This is a genomic window from Streptomyces pluripotens (assembly GCF_000802245.2).
GTDB classification, from domain to species: Bacteria; Actinomycetota; Actinomycetes; order Streptomycetales; family Streptomycetaceae; genus Streptomyces; species Streptomyces pluripotens.
The window spans coordinates 6,765,425-6,783,161 of the sequence record NZ_CP021080.1; the positions used below are offsets into that span (position 1 = coordinate 6,765,425).

General features: G+C 71.8%; 14 protein-coding genes and 1 pseudogene. 9 read left to right on the forward strand and 6 right to left on the reverse strand.

Annotated elements, in window-relative coordinates; genetic code table 11:
• The first annotated feature begins 353 nt into the window (after positions 1-353).
• Together LK06_RS29860 and LK06_RS29865 are read left to right on the forward strand one after the other, a co-directional pair.
• Positions 354-851 (forward strand): hypothetical protein, encoded by a 498-nt coding sequence (locus tag LK06_RS29860; RefSeq protein WP_039651955.1) that lies wholly within the window; start codon positions 354-356, stop codon positions 849-851.
• Positions 852-868: 17 nt separating this feature from the next.
• Positions 869-5,173, forward strand: coding sequence for a cation-translocating P-type ATPase (locus LK06_RS29865; protein WP_086083569.1), 4,305 nt, complete (start codon positions 869-871; stop codon positions 5,171-5,173).
• Between the two features lie 251 nt (positions 5,174-5,424).
• Here LK06_RS29865 and LK06_RS29870 read toward each other — a convergent pair whose 3' ends face one another.
• Positions 5,425-6,771 (reverse strand): FAD-dependent oxidoreductase, encoded by a 1,347-nt coding sequence (locus LK06_RS29870; protein WP_043408424.1) that lies wholly within the window; start codon positions 6,769-6,771, stop codon positions 5,425-5,427.
• Between the two features lie 196 nt (positions 6,772-6,967).
• On the opposite strand from LK06_RS29870, the gene LK06_RS29875 reads away from it, so the two are divergent.
• Positions 6,968-7,498 (forward strand): DUF6214 family protein, encoded by a 531-nt coding sequence (locus tag LK06_RS29875; protein WP_078858828.1) that lies wholly within the window; start codon positions 6,968-6,970, stop codon positions 7,496-7,498.
• Between the two features lie 195 nt (positions 7,499-7,693).
• Here the strand turns inward: LK06_RS29875 and LK06_RS29880 are convergent, their stop codons facing one another.
• The 3 genes from LK06_RS29880 to LK06_RS29890 all read right to left on the reverse strand — a co-directional run bounded on the left by LK06_RS29880 (position 7,694) and on the right by LK06_RS29890 (position 10,527).
• Complete coding sequence (locus LK06_RS29880) at positions 7,694-8,362, reverse strand: TetR/AcrR family transcriptional regulator (protein WP_039651951.1); 669 nt, start codon at positions 8,360-8,362, stop codon at positions 7,694-7,696.
• 560 nt (positions 8,363-8,922) lie between these two features.
• Positions 8,923-9,858, reverse strand: coding sequence for a M56 family metallopeptidase (locus LK06_RS29885; RefSeq protein ID WP_039652236.1), 936 nt, complete (start codon positions 9,856-9,858; stop codon positions 8,923-8,925).
• 102 nt (positions 9,859-9,960) lie between these two features.
• Positions 9,961-10,527: a DUF5134 domain-containing protein gene (locus tag LK06_RS29890; RefSeq protein WP_039651950.1), complete on the reverse strand. Its 567-nt coding sequence runs from the start codon at positions 10,525-10,527 to the stop codon at positions 9,961-9,963.
• A 124-nt stretch (positions 10,528-10,651) separates the two neighbouring features.
• Between LK06_RS29890 and LK06_RS29895 the strand changes: the two are divergent.
• Positions 10,652-11,325 (forward strand): annotated as a pseudogene (locus LK06_RS29895) (FUSC family protein); the annotation flags it as partial.
• 218 nt (positions 11,326-11,543) lie between these two features.
• Entirely contained in the window at positions 11,544-12,086 is a 543-nt protein-coding gene (locus LK06_RS29900) for a MarR family winged helix-turn-helix transcriptional regulator (RefSeq protein WP_039651949.1), read from the forward strand.
• A gap of 199 nt (positions 12,087-12,285) precedes the next feature.
• On the opposite strand, the gene LK06_RS29905 is transcribed toward LK06_RS29900, so the two are convergent.
• Entirely contained in the window at positions 12,286-12,678 is a 393-nt protein-coding gene (locus LK06_RS29905; protein ID WP_043433388.1) for a VOC family protein, read from the reverse strand.
• Between the two features lie 69 nt (positions 12,679-12,747).
• On the opposite strand from LK06_RS29905, the gene LK06_RS29910 reads away from it, so the two are divergent.
• The gene (locus LK06_RS29910) at positions 12,748-13,287 is read left to right on the forward strand and encodes a GNAT family N-acetyltransferase (protein WP_043433389.1); all 540 of its coding nucleotides are present in this window, start codon (positions 12,748-12,750) and stop codon (positions 13,285-13,287) included.
• Positions 13,288-13,317: 30 nt separating this feature from the next.
• On the opposite strand, the gene LK06_RS29915 is transcribed toward LK06_RS29910, so the two are convergent.
• Positions 13,318-14,001, reverse strand: a complete 684-nt coding sequence (locus LK06_RS29915) for a glycerophosphodiester phosphodiesterase (RefSeq protein WP_043433392.1) — start codon at positions 13,999-14,001, stop codon at positions 13,318-13,320.
• 403 nt (positions 14,002-14,404) lie between these two features.
• On the opposite strand from LK06_RS29915, the gene LK06_RS29920 reads away from it, so the two are divergent.
• The 3 genes from LK06_RS29920 to LK06_RS29930 are packed head-to-tail and all read left to right on the forward strand — an operon-like array spanning position 14,405 to position 17,657.
• The gene (locus LK06_RS29920; protein WP_039651944.1) at positions 14,405-15,802 is read left to right on the forward strand and encodes a DUF6421 family protein; all 1,398 of its coding nucleotides are present in this window, start codon (positions 14,405-14,407) and stop codon (positions 15,800-15,802) included.
• A 38-nt stretch (positions 15,803-15,840) separates the two neighbouring features.
• The gene (locus LK06_RS29925) at positions 15,841-16,590 is read left to right on the forward strand and encodes an SDR family oxidoreductase (protein ID WP_039652235.1); all 750 of its coding nucleotides are present in this window, start codon (positions 15,841-15,843) and stop codon (positions 16,588-16,590) included.
• Positions 16,587-17,657 (forward strand): threonine aldolase family protein, encoded by a 1,071-nt coding sequence (locus LK06_RS29930; protein ID WP_039652234.1) that lies wholly within the window; start codon positions 16,587-16,589, stop codon positions 17,655-17,657. Before LK06_RS29925 ends, LK06_RS29930 begins: the two co-directional genes overlap by 4 nt.
• Positions 17,658-17,737 lie beyond the last annotated feature (80 nt).

Consider the following 17,737-nt stretch of genomic DNA (forward strand, 5'->3'; position numbering starts at 1 on the left):
GGACCGCCGCGGGCGGTAATGAACACCGGCCTTGGGACATCGGCGATCGTTGCGTCCCTGATCGCCCGTCTCCGATGCCTCCGGCTCCGCCCGCCCTGACGTCGGTGGTCCGGTCCAAAAGACGCAGGCCGAGCCCTGCCAGGCCCTGGGCGAGCCCCCGGAGACGGCCCGAGGGGCCACCGCCCCGCGGCCTCGAAGGTCCGGGGCCACCGCGCCCGCTCCCGGCGGGTGGCGCGGGCGCGGCCCATGGCGTTCCCTTGGAAGAGGCGGCGGTCCCCGGGGAGAGCAGGGACGGTCGGCGCGGTCGCGGGCACTCGGTGGGGTACGGAAGTCGATCTCGCCCGAGGAGAGTCATGGCTGAGCAGAAGTCGGCGCCGGTTCTCCCGGCGCCCCTGCGCAGCGCGGCTTCGGCACTGCGCCGGGTGCCCGGTGCCGAAACGCTGAGCAGGGCCGCGGAGGAAACCCTGGACAAGGTCGGTGCGGTCTCCCCCCGTAGCCGTCGCATGGCGGTGTACGCCGGGGCCGGACTGCTCGGTGCCGCGGGCGTGGTGGAGTGGCCTGTGGCCCTCACCGGCGCCGCCGTCGCCTGGCTCACCCAGGCCAGGCCCGCCGGGCACGGGGACGCGGCCGGAGCGGGCCCCGACCGCCCGCACGACATCGGCACCGCGGCACTCAGGTCTGGCACCAGGGCGCACGGTCCCGCCGCCGCCCCTCACGGTCCTGCCCCGGTGGCTCACGGTCGTGCTCCCACGGGCGGCGCGCAGGCGCGCCATGCTGCCGAGGCGCCGAGGCCCAGGGTGTCGACCGGCCCGCTGGGCCCGACGGCGCGGCCCGAGCGCACCACCCTCTAGAAGAGCCGGGAAGCGCCGTGGTACTCGGTCTGCTGACGGCACCCTCGGCCGCCGTACGTCTGCTGCCCGCGGCCCCGCGGCTGCTCGCCCGGGCCGCGGCTCCGGCCGTCGGAGTGGCCGCCGGTGCCGTCGCAGGGACGGCTCGCGCCGGAGTGCGCGGCGCGGACGCTGCCGTAAGAGTGGCGCGGGTAGCCCGCAACGCGCTGCCCGGCGCCGGCGAGCACTGGCGTTCCGGAGCCCGGACGCACCTGGCCCTGCGACCGCTGGAGCACGAACGGGTGCGGCGCGCGGGCGGCACCGCGCACCTGGCCCGGCAAGTGGCCGAGACGCTGGCTGAACACCCCGACGTGCTCGTCGCCTATTGGGACCAGGGGCTCGCGCGTCTGGTAGTGACCGCGACGGAGGAGGACGCCACCGACCGGGTCGTGGAACATGCCGCTGACGTGGCCGCCCGGCACGGGCTCGCCCTGGCGGCCCCGGACGCAGAGGAGACCACGCATCCGGCCGACCCGGCCGGGGTGCGCGCCGCCGTGGTCACGCTCGCGGTCGACGGCCTGGGCATGGGCGCCGCGATCACGGCGTACGGGCTGCGCCTGCCGCCCTCGCCCCGGATGGTGACCGCGGCGGTGACGCTGCTGCGGGAGAACCCGCGCTTCCGCGTCTGGCTGCGCGACCGCCTGGGCGGCACCGTGATGGATGTGGTGCTGGCCGGTGCGAACGCCGCCGCCCACGGTGCCGGCCAAACGCCCACCTCCCTGGTGCTCGACGGTGCCTTGCGTGCCTGCCAGGTGGGCGAGACGGTGGCCCGTGCCGCGGCCTTTGACGCGGTACACGACCAGCTGTGCGCGCCCGACCGGGTCAGCCTCGCCCCGGGCGGCCCGCCACGTCCGGCGCTGCGTGCGACACCGGCCCAGGAGTACGCCGCCCACGCCTCCGCGGGCAGCGTGCTGGGTGCGGCCGCCACCCTGCTGGTCAAGCACGACGTCGCCGAGGCGGCGGAGGCGGTGCTCGCCGGCTCGCCGAAGGCCGCGCGCTATGGTCCCGCGGCTTTCCACGCCGTGCTCAGCGCCGCGCTGGCCCGTACCGGCGTGTTGGTCCGGGACCCGGACCGGCTGCGCCAGCTGGAGATGACCGGCACCGTGGTCCTGCAGGCCGGCGCACTGCGAACCGACGAGGGCGAGGCGGACGCGTGGGCCGAGCCGGTGCTGGACGCGGCCCGCCGGGCCGGTCTGCGGGTGGTGCTCGTGGACGACCCTGCCCTGGAGGACTTCACCGGGCTCGCCGACCAGGTGGTGGACGCGCGCCGGGCCCTGGACGACGTCGTGCACGAGGCGCGCGGCGACGAGGGCGCGGTGCTCACCGTCGCGAGGATACGTGCGGCCGGCGAGCAGGACGTCGCGCGGGACGTCCTGGCCGGTCTTCGCGCCAGCGATATCGCCGTCGTCCTCACCGACCGCGAGGGCGCGGTCATGTGGGGAGCGGACATCCTGGCCCTGCACGGTCTGGCGGACGTGTGGCGCGTGCTGACCGCCGTCCCCGCCGCCCGCGCGGTCGGCCGTCGGTCCCAGACCCTGGCCCGCTCCGGTGCCGCGCTGTCCGGGCTGCTCGTGGCCGTCGGTGAGTCCGGGGGCGGACGCGGACGCCGCGCCGTGCTGCCGGGGCTGCGCCACGCACCCGTTGACGCCGGTGCCGCCTTCGCCCTGTTGTCCGGGGTACGGGCCGCGGTCGGCGTGGCCGCGGCCGGCTCACCGCACCCGCGTGCGCGCGTGCACTGGCACGAGCTCGACCCGGACGAGGCGCGTGAGCGACTGGCGCACGAACCGGCCGCCGAGGGCACTGCGTTGGCCAACCTCACTGCCCGTGTGCACAGGGTGGCCGACGGGATCACCCGGCACCCAGCCGTCGCGCCCGTACGGCTGTCCTACCGGCTCGGCCGGGCCGTCCGCGGCGAACTACACGATCCCCTTACCCCGGTCCTGGCTGTCGGTTCGGCAGCCTCGGCCATCCTGGGCTCGGTCGTGGACGCCCTGCTCGTCGTCGGTGCCCTCGATCTGAACGCCCTGGTCGGAGGCATCCAGCAGCTGCGAGCCGAGCGGGCGCTGTCCGGACTGGTCGCGGAGCAACAGCAGAAGGCGCGGCTGGTGCCGCCTGAGGAGGAGGCACCAGCCGGCGGCACCCGCACTGTGGAGGCGGGCAGACTCCAGCCGGGTGACGTCATCCAGCTCAAGGCCGACGACGTGGTTCCCGCCGATGCCCGGCTGCTGTGGCAGGACGGCCTGGAAGTCGACGAGTCCGCGCTGACGGGTGAGTCGCTGCCGGTCGGGAAGCAGACGGACCAGACCCCGCACGCCCCGGTCGCTGACCGGCGCTGCATGGTCTTCGCGGGCACGACCGTGGTGGCGGGAGACGCACGGGCGGTCGTGGTGGACACCGGTGACCGCACCGAGGCCGCCCGCGCGGTCCACCTCGCCGCCCGCACGCCTCCGGCCGCCGGAGTGCAGGCCAGACTGGAGGGTCTCTCCCGCAAGGCACTGCCGTTGACGCTGGCGGGCGGTGGCGCCGTGACGGCTCTGGCTCTGCTGCGCGGGTCCCCGATCCGCGAGGCCGTCAGCGGCGGTGTGGCGGTGGCCGTGGCAGCCGTCCCGGAAGGGCTGCCACTGGTGGCCACGGTGGCGCAGCTGGCGGCTGCCCGGCGGCTGAGCCGCGGCGGCGTTCTGGTTCGCACCCCGCGCACGCTGGAGGCGCTGGGCCGGATGGACACCGTCTGCTTCGACAAGACCGGCACCCTCACCGAGAACCGGCTGCGACTGGTACGTACCGCCGACGCCGACGGCACGGTCCGGCCGGTGGGGGACGCCGGGTCTGCGCACACGGTCCGGGCCGCGGTGCGCGCTTGCCCGCAGCTGAACGGCGGTTCCGACCGGCCGGTGCACGCCACCGACGAGGCCGTGCTGGCCGCGGCCGTTCCCGACCCGGGCTGGACGTGTCGTGCCGACCTGCCGTTCGAGGCGGCGCGCGGCTACGCCGCCGCAGTCGGCCGGAGCGGGGATGGTCCGCTGGTGTTGGTGGTCAAGGGCGCCCCCGAGACCGTGCTGCCCGCCTGCTCCGGTCCGCCAGCGCATGCCTTCGCGGTGGCGCAGGCGCTGGCCGTTGACGGCCTGCGGGTCCTGGCGGTGGCCGAACGGCGCCTCGGCGAGGGCGAGGACTCGGCCGACGTTCTTGAACAACCGCTGAGGGAACTGGAGTTCACCGGACTGCTCGCACTGTCCGACGTTCCGCGCGGGACCTCCACCGCCCTCGTCAGGGGTTTGGACAAGGCAGGCGTACGACCGGTGATGCTCACCGGCGACCATCCGCAGACCGCACGGGCCATCGCCGCAGAACTGGGCTGGCCCGCGGAGACCGTGGTGGTCACCGGAGACGAACTGGCGGCGGCGGACCGGGCGGCCCGGGCCCGGATGTTGCGCGACGCAGGTGTGGTGGCCCGGGTGGCTCCCGAGCAGAAGCTCCAGGTCGTGGAGGCTTTGCGGGACGCCGGACGGGTGGTCGGGATGGTCGGCGACGGCGCCAACGACGCTGCGGCCATCCGCGCCGCAGACATCGGTGTGGGCATCAACGCACGGGGCTCGTCCGCCGCGCGCAACGCCGCGGACGTCGTCCTCACCGACGACGACCTCACGGTCCTGATCGACGCGGTGGGTGAGGGCCGCGCCCTGTGGCACAGCGTCGCCGACGCCATCGCCATCCTGATCGGCGGCAACGCGGGCGAGGTCGGCTTCGGCATCCTGGGCACGCTGCTGGCCGGGCGGGCGCCGCTGTCCACCCGGCAGATGCTCATGGTCAACCTGTTCACGGACCTCTTCCCGTCGATGGCCGTGGCGGTGACGGAGAAGGAAGGCGAGGCGGACCTGGCCCACGTGGAGGAGCCGGCCGGAGTGCTCGGCGATCCCCTGCTGCGGCAGATCCGGCACCGTGCCCTCACCACCTGTCTCGGTGCGGTCACGGCCTGGCTGATCGGTCGGTTCACCCCGGGCACCGCCCGTCGCTCCAGCACCATGGCCCTGTGCGGGGTGGTCGGTACCCAGCTCGTGCAGACTCTCCTCGACCGGCGCGGCAGCCATCTGGTGCGCATCACGTCGCTCGGCTCCGCCGCCGCCCTGGTCGCCGTCGTCCAGATCCCGGGCGTCAGCCGTCTCGTCGGCTGCACCCCGCTGGGCCCGGTCGGCTGGGCAGGTGTCGTGGTGGCGATCGTCCTCGCGCTCGCGGGGCAGCGGACCCTGCCCCGCCTGGAGGAAACAGTCGAACGTCTTCTGCCGACGTGACCCGCGAGCGCCGGCCCGATCCGCGAGAGTGCGCCGCGGGGCGGCGGCGTGAGCCCCGCCGTGGGGCCCCACCGGTTGACCACGGCCCAAGGACCCTGGGGCCGTGGCCGGAGACGGGCAGCCGCCCGACTCGGAGCCCCACCCCGGTCGCGTGTCGCCGCACCCGAACAGGGCCCGGCGCGACGAAGTGGAGGGGCGTGCCCGGGCGGGCGGTCCCGATGCCTGCCTTCTCCCCGCTCTCCCCGGCCCGATCAGGCGGACCGCGACCCCCGAGCCGCTCCGAGCAGTGAACCCCAGTCGGCCAGTTTGACGGCCGTCCGGCCCAGCCGGGCACCCAGCGCGGCCTCGGCGTGCTCGATCGCCAGCCACCCGCTCCAGGGCACGGGATCGACGCCGGCCGCTCGGATCGCCGCCACCGGATCAGTGGGTACGTCCTTGTGGGCGAGCGCTGGGGCATCGGCCAGCAGGGAGGTCACCGTCTCCTTCGCACAAGGTCGGTTGGAGCCGATGACACCCGTTGGGCCGCGCTTGATCCATCCGGCGACGTACTCGCCGGGGGAGGGAACGCCGTCGCGGATCACCCGTCCCGCCACATGAGGCACGGTGCCATCGACCGCGTCGAACGGTAGCCCGTCGATCGGCACACCGCGATAGCCGACCGACCGCAGTACCAACTGGGCGGCCACGTCCTCGTACCGTCCCGTGCCCGACACCCCGCCGTGTCCGTCCGGTGCCGTGCGTTCGAATCGGACTGCACCCACCCGATCGCCGTCCGCGAGCAGTTCCACGGGGCGAAGGAAGAAACGCAGCCGGATCCGCCGGGCGGCGTCCGGCGTTGGGGACCGGGCCGCCCAGCCGTTCAACACCTCCAGGTTACGGCGCCGTACGGCCGGCAAGGCGGCGGCGTCGACCGAGTCCAGAGCCAACTCACCGCTGTCCACCGAGATGTCCGCCCCGGGCAGCTGGCCCAGTTCACGTAGTTCCTTGGTGGTGAAGCGGGCCTGAGATGGGCCGCGTCTGCCCGCCATCTGCACGTCGGTGATCCGGCTCGCCGTCAGTTCCTCCAGCGCCGCCTGGGGGATGTCCGTCGAGCGCAGGTCCGCGGCGTTCCGGACCAGTATTCGTGCCACATCTACCGCGACATTGCCCACTCCGATGACCACCGCCGAACTCACCCCGCGCAGAAAGCCCGTGTCGGCCGCGTCCGGATGCCCGTTGTACCAGGACACGAACTCGGTCGCCGACCAACTGCCCAGCAACTCCTCGCCGGGGATGCCGAGCCGGCGGTCAGCGGCGGCGCCCACGCAGTACACCACCGCGTGGTACAGCCCGCGCAGCAGCGCCGCCGGCAGGCCGCTGGGGCCGCCCACCGGGACGCCGCCGAGGAACCGTACCCGCTCGTGCTCCAGGACCGTCCGCAGGTTGCCTTGCAGGGACTTGATCTTCGCGTGATCCGGGGCGACACCGTAGCGGACCAGGCCGTACGGGCACGGCAGCCGGTCCAGGACGTCCACCTGCGCCTCGGATTCCAGCTGGAGGAGGCTCTGGGCGGTGTAGCACCCGCTCGGCCCGGAACCGACGACGGCGACACGCAGCACAGCGTTACCCCTTGCCCGAAGGAGGTGGTCCGCGAACGGCTCCAGCATGACACCGCTGGGGTCCGAGGCGGCAGGGGCCGGCGGGGTGACGTCGACGCGTGTCCGTTCGTATGGAAAGTGATCATGCGGTTACGTTGCGTGTGTGCTAGACGCATCGTTTCTTAATCTTTCTGATCGGAACGCGGAGGACAGTGCGGTGTCCGTGTGGCCCGCCTGGGAGGTGCAGGAGCACGGCGGTGCCACGTCCTGGTTCCACGTCCGGCTGGCCTTCACCGACGGAGCCCGGGTCGAGGCCATGGCCGTGGTGAACGCCGGCCGTGTGTCCATCGAGGACGTCAAGGCCCAGCCCGCCCTGTCCCTCGCCGACCTGACCGTGCTCGCGGACTGGATCGAGGGGCCCCTGTTCGAGGCGTGCGGGGTAGCAACGGAAGACGTGTTCGCGTTCGAGGGCGAGGGCGACGCCGGCCCCGAAGAGCGGGGGCCAGGGACCGACGGGGGTGAGGAGGACGTCCTCTACGGCGGGTCGCGCCGCGCCCGGCCGTCCTGGCCGCGCGGCATCGAGGGTCGCTGGCTCTGTGCGGAGGAGTACCGCGCCGCGCAGGAGGAGGGCGCGGATCCCGTACTCGCCGTGATGAGTGCCACCGGTCACAGCCGCCGACGCTCCCTCAGACTCATCGCCCAGGCGCGGGACGCGGGATTCCTGACGCCCCGTCATGCGCGCCGCTGAGTGGCGGAGCGGAAACCCGCACGGGGGGTTCGAGGGGCCCGGTGACTGCGTTCGGGGGTGTCCTGCCCGGGCTCGGACTCGTCTGCACGGTTGCGGGGCAACGCTGGGCGCGGGCCTGTCCGTCCGGAAGCGGGCCGGCCCACGGCGAGGCCGTTCAGGCCCAGCCGTAGGAGAGGTTCGGGCCCACCGGTCACATCAGGGCCGGTGGGGGCGCTCCTCAGTGGCGAAGAACCGGGACAGGTCCTGCTCCGTCGTTCCCGTGACCGCCTCGCTCTCCGGCGGAACACCCAACTCCCAATCGAGTTGGTACCGCTGGAACAACTCGGCCCGGAGTACCCGGATGGACATGGGGACCCCCGGTACCAGCGCCGCGTACACCGCGCCCATCAGCAGGGCGCGCAGCATGGGATAGCCGGTCGAGACGTCCTGAGTGCCGTACCGGGCGATCGTGTCACTGAGCAGCTCCGACAGCCGCTGCTGCTCCGGGCAGTGCACGAACCCCTCGGCCTGCATCAGCCCCGCCATGTGCTGGCGCATGAGCACGGGCCGGTCGCGGGCAAGGCCCAGAACCGCGTCTATGGCTCGGGCCAGACGTTCCCGCCCGTCCTCGGTTCGGGGCTGCCGTTCCAGGGCCTCCTCCAGGGTGCGGTGCATCAGCCGGTGCACCGCGGACTGCACCAACTGGCGTTTGCCGGGGAAGTAGTACGACACGAGCCCGCGCGCCGCACCGGCGCGGTCCGCGATGTCGCTCAGCGTCGTGGCCTCGAACCCGCCTTCCCCGACCAGCTCCACGGCGGCTTGCAGCAGCCGTTCCCGGGAACGGCGCCGCAACTCTTCATTGACCGACGCGCTCCGTGGGGACATCCTGTAACTCCTGCGTTGACTGGCTGCCAGCCAACTATATTCAACGCAGCGGGCACTGCTGCGCGCAGAGCTCGCCGGGGGCTGCCGTCCGTCTGGGGCGACGCGGGGGATCGTCTCAGGCGGAGGGCGGCTTCGCCGTGGTGACGCACCTCAGCGGCTCCGGGGCGGTGAGCAGGCGGCGCGGGACATGCGCCGCTCGTGGAGGGCGTCGTGCAGGCCCGGACCGAGCAGCGGAACCTGCCGGGACGGACTCGTACAGGCCGCCCGGTGAGGTTCCCGTTCTCGTCCCGCGTCGCCTGCACACCGGCGGGGAGCGGTGGCGACCGTACCTGTGGCACACCACCCGGGAGTGCACTCGCAGTCTCCAGGGCCCGTGCCGCCCCGACCGGTTCGGGTTCCGGCAGGGTGGTCCCGCTCTCGTCCAGGACCGCGCGCAGCCAGGACTCGGTGGACTCGAGGCGGAACAGCGTTCCGGAGAGGTGGAACAGCACGGCAGTCTTGCCAAGGCCCCTGCTGGGCCGGTGCCTCCCACCGGCGGCTGGTAGGGGAGTACCGCGGTGTCAGCTCAGTGCCCGCAGCCCGGGAACCAGCGTCACCAGTACCGGAACGAGCGGCACCAGTGCTGCGGTCGCCGTCAGCCGCAGCCGGCGCAGGGCCGGCAACCGGTTCGGGGGAGTCAGCAGCCGATACACACGCTGCGGCACGAGTGCATGTGGAGTCGGGCAGGGCCCGAACACGCCTCGTTCCTCGTTGAGTCCGACCAGTGCCAGCGCTGTCGTCAACCGGCCGTATCGCCGGGAGGCCACATCGTCGGCGGCCAGCTCGACCAGCCGGTGCATCTCCTCGTGGAACGCGGCGAACACGGGGATCTGCGGGAACCCGGCTGCCAGCGCTGCGGAGCAGTGCAGCAGCCAGTCGTGCCGGGCCTGCGCGTGACCCTGCTCATGGGCGAAGAGCGCGTCCAGCTGGTGTCCCTTCAGACGGCGCAACGCGGCCGTGGTGACAACCAGCCGGGGCGCCGCGCCGGGTAGCCACCGGACATCGGGACACTCCCCCTCCAATACCACCAGGCGCCTGCCCGCGGTGTCCTCACCTGGCAACAACGGTGCTCGTAAGAGGAGTTCGGACTGTCGTGCACGTCGTTGCGCCCGGGCCCGCACGACCTCGCTCACCAGCATCGTGAAGCTCCACAGGCCGCCAGCGGCCAACAGCATGGCGAGCGGAGCGGCCCACGGACCGGCCGCGCCGAGGGAGTAGGCGTCCGCAACCGCGGGTGGCGCCGTGGCGAACACATGCCCGCGCACTGCCTTCCAGGCCGCCGCGGCGCTGAGCGTCATCGACAGCGCGCAGCACAGCAGCACGGCCGCTACGACGCACTGCCACGCCCAGAGCGCGACGACCGGTTCTCGGTCCGGCCAGCTGGCCCGGGCGAGTATCCGCGGCCCGACGACAGCCGTCAGGGCGCCGAGCAGCAGCAGGGTCACCGGGACCATCATGGTCAGCACCTTATGAGGGCGAAGCCGCTCACCGGTACGCTCCGTGGGAGGGAAGTGACGCAGGCAACGCGCGTTCCCCAAGCCCCCGCGCCCGGTCGCCCCTCACATGGCCAGCAGCATCGTCACCATGCCGATTCCCATCGACAGTCGGCACGCCTGTGCCAGCTCGGGGCGGTCGCCCCAGCCCCCGCTCCCGGCCGCCCCGGCCCCGCCTCTGTCCGGGGCCGCGGGGGTCGGTACCAGGCGGGCCCCGGAGAGCAGCACGTAGCCGGTGAAGTAGAGGATCAGACCGCCGGTCACTTGCGGCACCCCGGCATCACAGTGAGTCTGGTGAGCGGAGGGCGGGGATATGGCCATCGCCACCGACATGTAGACCATCGCCGCCGACCCCACCAGATGGTGCAGATGATGCCGACTGCTGCGCGTGGCCCACCATGCGCGCAGCGCTGCCCCGGCGAACACCGACGCGTACACCGGCCATGCCCACCTCGGCGGTGCGAACACTGCCGCCGGTACGGCCATCGCCGCCATGCCGAAGCCCATCACCGCTTCACCGCCCGCAGCCCGACGCTGTTCCTCCACGCTGCTGCGCATCCGCAGCAGGCAGTACGCCCCGGTCGCCGCGCACAGCGCGACCAACAACCAGGCTGCCGGCACCGGTCCGTGCATGTGCACCTCCCTGTTCGGCGGTTGTCCGAGGGGTGCGATGCCCAGGGCGGGCGGAGCGCATGCGAGCGCAAGGGTGTATACGGGGAGCGTGCGACGGAGCGCATCGAAACGGGTATGCATGTCCTGGGCGCTGGTCACCGCGGCTGCCCTTCACCAGGTCAACCTCACCCCCACCTGGAGCCGGGGCATCCAGCGCGTCGTCGGCAACCTCATCGGGGTGCTGGCCTTCGCCGCCGTCCTGCCGCTCGCCCGCATCCACCCGGTGGCCCTGGTGCTGTGCACCCTCGCTCTCCTCTTCGGCGCGGAGGCGCTGATCGGCCGCGCCTACTGGCCGGGGAGCGTCTGTGCCATCCCGATGGCCGTGCTCATCACCGAGTTCGCCCGCAGTCAGGACCTGGGACGACTGATCACCGACCGGGTCGCGGACACCCTCGTCGGAGTGTTGGCCGGCTTCGACGCGGCCGTCACCGTCACCAACCGGCGTGTGTTCCAGCGCCTGGAGCACGCGCTGACGCGACGGAACGCGTCAGCGAGAACACCATCCTGTTGCTCGCTGCGCCCCACCCCGCACCCCCGGCCCTGGAGTCGGCCCGATGAGCCCTCGCCACCGCACTCGTCGATCTGCGCTGGGCGACCGACACGGTCCGCGGCCAGCGGTGGCAGCCACCCCTGCCCGAGGAGCGGGTCGCGCTCATCGAGCAGGCCGGACACCGTACGCTCGCGGCGACGGTACGACGGCGAGGCCACGTGCCGCACGCACGCGACCCCGGCAGGACGACGGAGGGCACACGGCCATGACGGCGAGGAACGGTGAACCAACACCCGGCGAAGACGTCTCCGGGACGCGCCGGGGAGAGCGGACGCCGGGGACGGGCGGAGAGCCGCACCAGCAGGCGTCGCAGGACGCCGGGGAGAAGCCGCGCGGGGCGCTTGCCTTTGCCGGGGAGCCGCACGGTCAGGCGCCCGGGACCGGTGAGCCGGTGGGCGGCGGGGCGTCACGGACGGGCGAGCCGCCCTTGCACGGGCAACCGTACGGAGTCGACGTACGGAGCGACACCGTCGCCGTCGTGGTCCGGCAGTGGCGGGCCGTGCACCCCCGGCTGGACACCGGGCCCATGGAGGTCGTCGGCCGGATCAACCGCTGCGCGGCCCTGCTCCAGCAGGCAGAGGACGCGCCGCTGCGCCGGGCCGGCCTCAGCCGGTCCGAGTTCGACCTGCTCGGCGCGTTGCGTCGTACCGGCCACGAGCTGACACCGGGGGAGTTGGCCCGGGAGACCTTCTCCTCCGGAGCCGCCGTCACCAAGCGGCTCAGACAATTGACCGAACGTGGCCTGGTGGAACGGCGCGGCGACAGCCGCGACCGCCGTGTCGCCCACGTCAGCCTCACCGACGCGGGTCGTGACCTGGTCGACGACGTCCTTCCGGGGCAACTCGCCTACGAAGCGGCCGCGCTGTCCATCCTGGAACCCGAAGGGCAAGGCGAACTCGCCGGTCTGCTCGCCGAGTTGCTGAGCCGTCTGGAAGGCTGGACGGGCGCGGCCCGGACGGGTGCCCAGTGACCTGGGTCCCGTGCCTACCGCCCGCTCCGGCCATGCGGCCTCCGGCGGGTGTGGTCACCGGCCCGCCGGCCGGGACCCCCAGTGCGTCCAGTGCGTCCAGTACGAGGGCCTCCGGCCGGCACGCCGAGAGTACGGACCTGACACCGCGGACACCGCGACGGGCCTTCGCGACACCCCTGGTGCCGCGCTTGGTGCAGCCCTAGATCCCCGGCCGGTACCGCAGCGGATGGTCCGCCGGTACCTCCACCAGGACGATCCGGGTCCCGTCCGGGTCGGCGATCCACATCTCGACCAGCCCCCACGGCTCCCGCACCGGCGGCCGGGTGATGTCGACGCCCTTCGCCCGCAGTTCGTCGTGTGCGGACGCCACGTCCTCGACCTGCAGCCAGAGTGCCACAGCGGGCGAGGGGGGAGTTTCGGACCTGCCGGAGACCTCCAGGAAGCCGCCGCCGAGGAAGTAGACCGTCCCGCGTTCGGGCCCCATACCGAACTCGCGGTAGACGGAGAGCCCGAGTTGTTCGTCGTAGAAGACGCGGGAGCGTTCGGGGTCGGTGGGCCGTAGGAGTGTCCGGCCGCTGAGTACATGCACCATGCATCCGAATTCTACGGGCAGGGTTACCCTCATTCCTGGCCCAGCCACGCCCGAGATCGGAGACGCCCCATGCGCACGCCCGCCACCGGAATCAGCTTCCGTGATGCCACCGACGCCGACGTCGATGCACTGGTGGCGCTGGTCGAGTCGGCGTACCGGGGGGATGCCAGCCGGGCCGGATGGACCACCGAGGCGGACATCCTGGAGGGTCAGCGGACGGATCCCGAAGGTGTGCTGCAGGTGATCAAGTCGCCCGGCAGCCGGCTGCTGGTCTTCGAGCGGGATGGCCAGATCGTCGCCTGCTGCCAGCTGGAACACCGTGGCGAGCACGCCTACTTCGGCATGTTCGCGGTCAGCCCCACCCTGCAGGGCGCGGGCCTCGGCAGGGCCGTCATGGCGGAGGCGGAGGCCCAGGCCCGGGAGAAGTGGGGCGTCACCGAGATGCACATGACGGTGATCTCGGCCCGCGACGACCTGATCGCCTGGTACGAACGCCGCGGCTACCGCCGTACGGGAAAGATGTCGCCGTTCCCGTACGGCGACGAGCGCTTCGGTATCCCGCAGCGCGCCGACCTGCAGTTCGAGCTGCTGGTCAAGCCGCTGGTGTGACGCTGGGACAGGGGGACGGGCGACGCCGGGTCACGCGGTGAAGCGGCCCGTGCGCTTGATCTCCGGATGGTCGGTGGTCGCCCCGTCCAGTTCCAGGGCGCGGACCAGCCGCAGGTGGTCTTGCGTGTTGACCACCCAGCCGAAGATCCTCAGCCCCGACGCACGCGCGTGTTCGACGGTCTCCAGGGTGAGCCGGCGGATGTTGAGGCAGACGGTCGCCGCACCCACCGCCACGGCGCGCTCCACCACATCGGTGCCGTAGCGGCTCGCGACCAATGCGGTGCGTACCCCGGGCACCAGCCGGGCGATCTCGGCGATCGCCTCGTCGTGGAAGGAGGACACCTCCACCCGCCCGACCAGATCCCGGGCGTGCATCACCTCGGCCAGTGCCCGGGCCGCTGCGGTGTCCTTGATCTCGGCCTGCAGCGGTGTGCTCACCGCATCCAGCACCTCCTCGAACACCGGTACCCGCTCCCCGTAACCCGCGTCCAGGGTGCGGAGCTCCGCGAGGGTCTTCTCGGCGATCGGCCCGGAGCCGTCAGTGGTGCGGTTCACCTCCGCGTCGTGCATGACGACCAGGGCGCCGTCCTTGCTCAGGTGCAGGTCGAGTTCGATCAGGTCGAGGCCGGCGTGCTGCGCGGCGATGAAGGAACGAAGGGTGTTCTCGGGCTCGACACCCATGACCCCGCGGTGACCGATGGTAAGGAAGTTCAAGGTTCAACTCGCTTCCGTCGACGGCGGCTCGGCGCGCGCGGAGCGGGCGGACGCCGTCGTCCGCGCGGGCAGGGTCGCAGCCTAATGGCCGGGAACCACGATGAACCCGCATGTGCGCGGCGGATTGGAGCGTGCCGCAGGTGGCACTTGGCCAGTTCCCGCCCCTACCGCCCCCCGCGGGTGGGCGCGCCTCCCGCTCCCTTGACCTCTTCGGCCGGTCGGGGTGCGGCTACGCCAGTAGCGTGCGTGGACGGCGAAAGTGAGCGTCGTCACGGTTTACGGCAGGAAAAATGTCGGTCACTAAGGATGCAGGCAGAATATTTTCCCGACGCTGCCTCTTGCTGGCTGAAACCGGGTACGCATACGGTGTCCTTACGTGAGCTTCTCCCGTGGAGGATGGGACATGACGGAAATTCTTGTGCAGGCGGGTGCGGAGGGACAGGTTTCTTCGCTGTCCAGGGTGGTGGAGCACCCGGCATGGCCCGTGCTCAAGGATGCCGTGGAGCAGATCCGGCCATGGCAGTCGAAGGACGGATCGATTGACCTCGATGCTGAGGGCGCTCCGCTCCGCGCCGATGTCGTGGCGGCGGTCGAGCGGGCCGTTGACGCTGTCGGGCAGCTCTCCGTCCTGCTGCCGCACGACGCGGCCTACCACCAGGCCCTGGTGAAGGACCTGCGGGGCTGGGCCGAAGACGGCTTCCAGGTGCCGGACTTCCTTGACTCCCTGCTGGCCTTCCAGCCCGCGGAGAAGCGTGCGGACGGCCTGCAGCACCTGGTCGTCTTCCCGATGTACACGCAGAACGGCAACCCCGACCGCAATCTGGAGGCGGTCGTACTGCGCATGGTCTGGCCGGACTGGCTGGCCGAGCTGGAGCGCACCCGCTACGACAACCCGCTGTTCTGCGGCATCACGTTCGAGGACTTCACCTCTGGCTATGACACCAACTCCGCGGTGCTCTTCCCCGAGACCATCGCGGTACGCGAGGCGCCGGAACGTTTCTCTTGGGGTGGCATCTTCTGCGACCGCGAGGCGGCCCGCTTCCGCCGGGTCACCGAAGCAGCAGTCGACACCTTGGGCCTTCAGCTGCCCGAGGACATTGCCGCGATGGTCCACGACCAGAAGCGCTGCGAAGAGGCCTTCGTGCTGTGGGACATGGTCCACGACCGCACGCACAGCCACGGCGACCTGCCGTTCGACCCGTTCATGATCAAGCAGCGCCAGCCATTCTGGATGTACGGCTTGGAGGAGCTGCGCTGCGATCTCACCGCTTTCAAGGAGGCCGTGAAGCTGCAGGCGGACGGTGTCCCACAGGCCCGTGACGTGCAGTACGCGGTACTGTTCGACCGCATGTTCCGCTTCCCGGTCACCGGAGACCGCGTCCGCAACTACGACGGGCTCGGCGGCCAGCTGCTCTTCTCCTACCTGCACAAGCACGACGTCGTCCGCTGGACCGACAACAAGCTCACCATCGACTGGGAGCGCGCCCCGCAGGTCACCAACCAGCTGTGCGCCGAGATCGAGAAGTTGTACCGGGACGGCATCGACCGCCCGAAACTCGTGCACTGGTTCGCCGGCTACCGGCTGGTCTCCGAGTACCTCGCCCCGCACCCGGGCTCCAAGTGGGCCAAGGGCCCCGAGGCCCTGGACCTGACCCAGCCGCCGCGCAAGCTCGTGGACGACGTGCTTCCGGACGAGTTTCCGCTGAGCATGTTCTATGAGGCCCTGTCCAAGAAGCTGAAGCACGTGATCGCCTCCACGAAGGGCATCACGGCGGACAGCGCCGAGCGGCTCGCCGCGTGAGCGGCCGCATCCGGAACATTGCTCAAGAGGGGATGAACATGGTGCGGAACGGGTCTCTCAGCGGTGCAGTGATCGCGGTGGCCGGTGCGGGCGGACCGGCTGGGCGGGCCACCCTGCTCAGACTGGCCGAGGCGGGCGCCACGGTCGTCGGCTCCGACAACGACCCCGAGCGCCTGGCGGAGGCCGTGGACGCGGCCCGCTACGCGCACGGCGGTGCGGCCGTCACCGGTGACACGGTCGACCTACTCGACCTGCAATCAACCCAGGACTGGGCCGCCCGGGTCGAAAGGGACTACGGCCGCGTCGACGGCCTGGTCCACCTCGTCGGCGGTTGGCGCGGCAGCGAGACCTTCGTCAAGAGCAGCCTCGACGACTGGGACTTCCTTGAGCTGCTGCTCATCCGGACCGTCCAGCACACCTCGCTGGCCTTCTACGACGGGCTCCAGCGCAGCGACCGTGGCCGCTACGTGCTGATCAGCGCCGCCGGTGCCTCGAAGCCCACCGCGGGCAACGCCTCGTACGCCGCGGCCAAGGCCGCGGCCGAGGCCTGGACGCTGGCCATGGCGGACGCCTTCCGCAAGGCGGGGGGTGAGCAGGGCCCGCATTCGGCAGCTGCCATCCTGGTGGTGAAGGCGCTGGTGCACGACGCGATGCGCGCCGAACGCCCCAACGCGAAGTTTGCGGGCTTCACGGACGTCAAGGACCTGGCCGAGGCCATCGAAGGCGTCTGGAGCAGGCCCGCCGCCGAAGTGAACGGAAACCGTCTGTGGCTGACCGAGAAGCCGTGAACCCTCCCAGGACCGACGCACGTCGCCATCACGACCCGCAGGTCCGCGGTTTCGCCAGTGACAACTACGCCGGAGCACACCCGGAGGTGCTGGCCGCCATCGCCCTCGCGAACGGCGGTCACCAGGTGGCGTACGGGGAGGACGACTACACCGAGAACCTCCAGCGGATCATCCGCAGCCACTTCGGAGCCACCGCGGAGGCCTTCCCGGTCTTCAACGGCACCGGCGCGAACGTCGTCGCGCTCCAGGCGGTCACCGACCGCTGGGGTGCGGTGATCTGTGCCGAGAGCGCCCACATCAACGTGGACGAGTGTGGGGCACCGGAGCGGGTCGGCGGTCTGAAGCTGCTCACGGTGCCCACGCCCGACGGCAAGCTCACGCCCGAGCTGATCGACCGGCAGGCATACGGCTGGGACGACGAGCACCGGGCCATGCCGCAGGTCGTGTCGATCACCCAGAGCACGGAGCTGGGTACCCTCTACACGCCCGAGGAGATCCGCGCGATCTGCGAGCATGCCCACGCGCACGGCATGAAGGTCCACCTGGACGGCTCCCGGATAGCCAACGCGGCGGCCTCCCTGAACGTGCCCATGCGGACGTTCACCAACGCGGTCGGTGTCGACATCCTCTCCCTCGGCGGGACGAAGAACGGTGCCCTGTTCGGTGAGGCGGTCGTGGTCATCAACCAGGACGCCGTCCGGCGCATGAAGCATCTGCGCAAGCTGTCCATGCAACTCGCTTCCAAGATGCGCTTTGTGTCGGTGCAACTGGAGGCCCTGCTCGCCAGGGACCTGTGGCTGCGCAACGCCCGCCACGCCAATGAGATGGCCCAGCGACTCGCCGAGGGCGTGCGCGCGGTGCACGGCGTGGAGATCCTCTACCCGGTGCAGGCCAACGGTGTCTTCGCCCGGCTCCCGCACGACGTGAGCGAACGGCTGCAGAAGCGGTTCCGGTTCTACTTCTGGGACGAGGCAGCTGGGGTGGTGCGCTGGATGTGTTCCTTCGACACCACGGAAGAGGACGTCGACGCGTTCGTAGCCGCGCTCAAGGAGGAGATGGCGCGCTAGGTGTATGGGCGCTGGTAGCGCGGCGGGCAGCGCTTGCCCGCCGCGGAGCGGCGTCCAGCAGAACCTCCGCATGCGGTCAT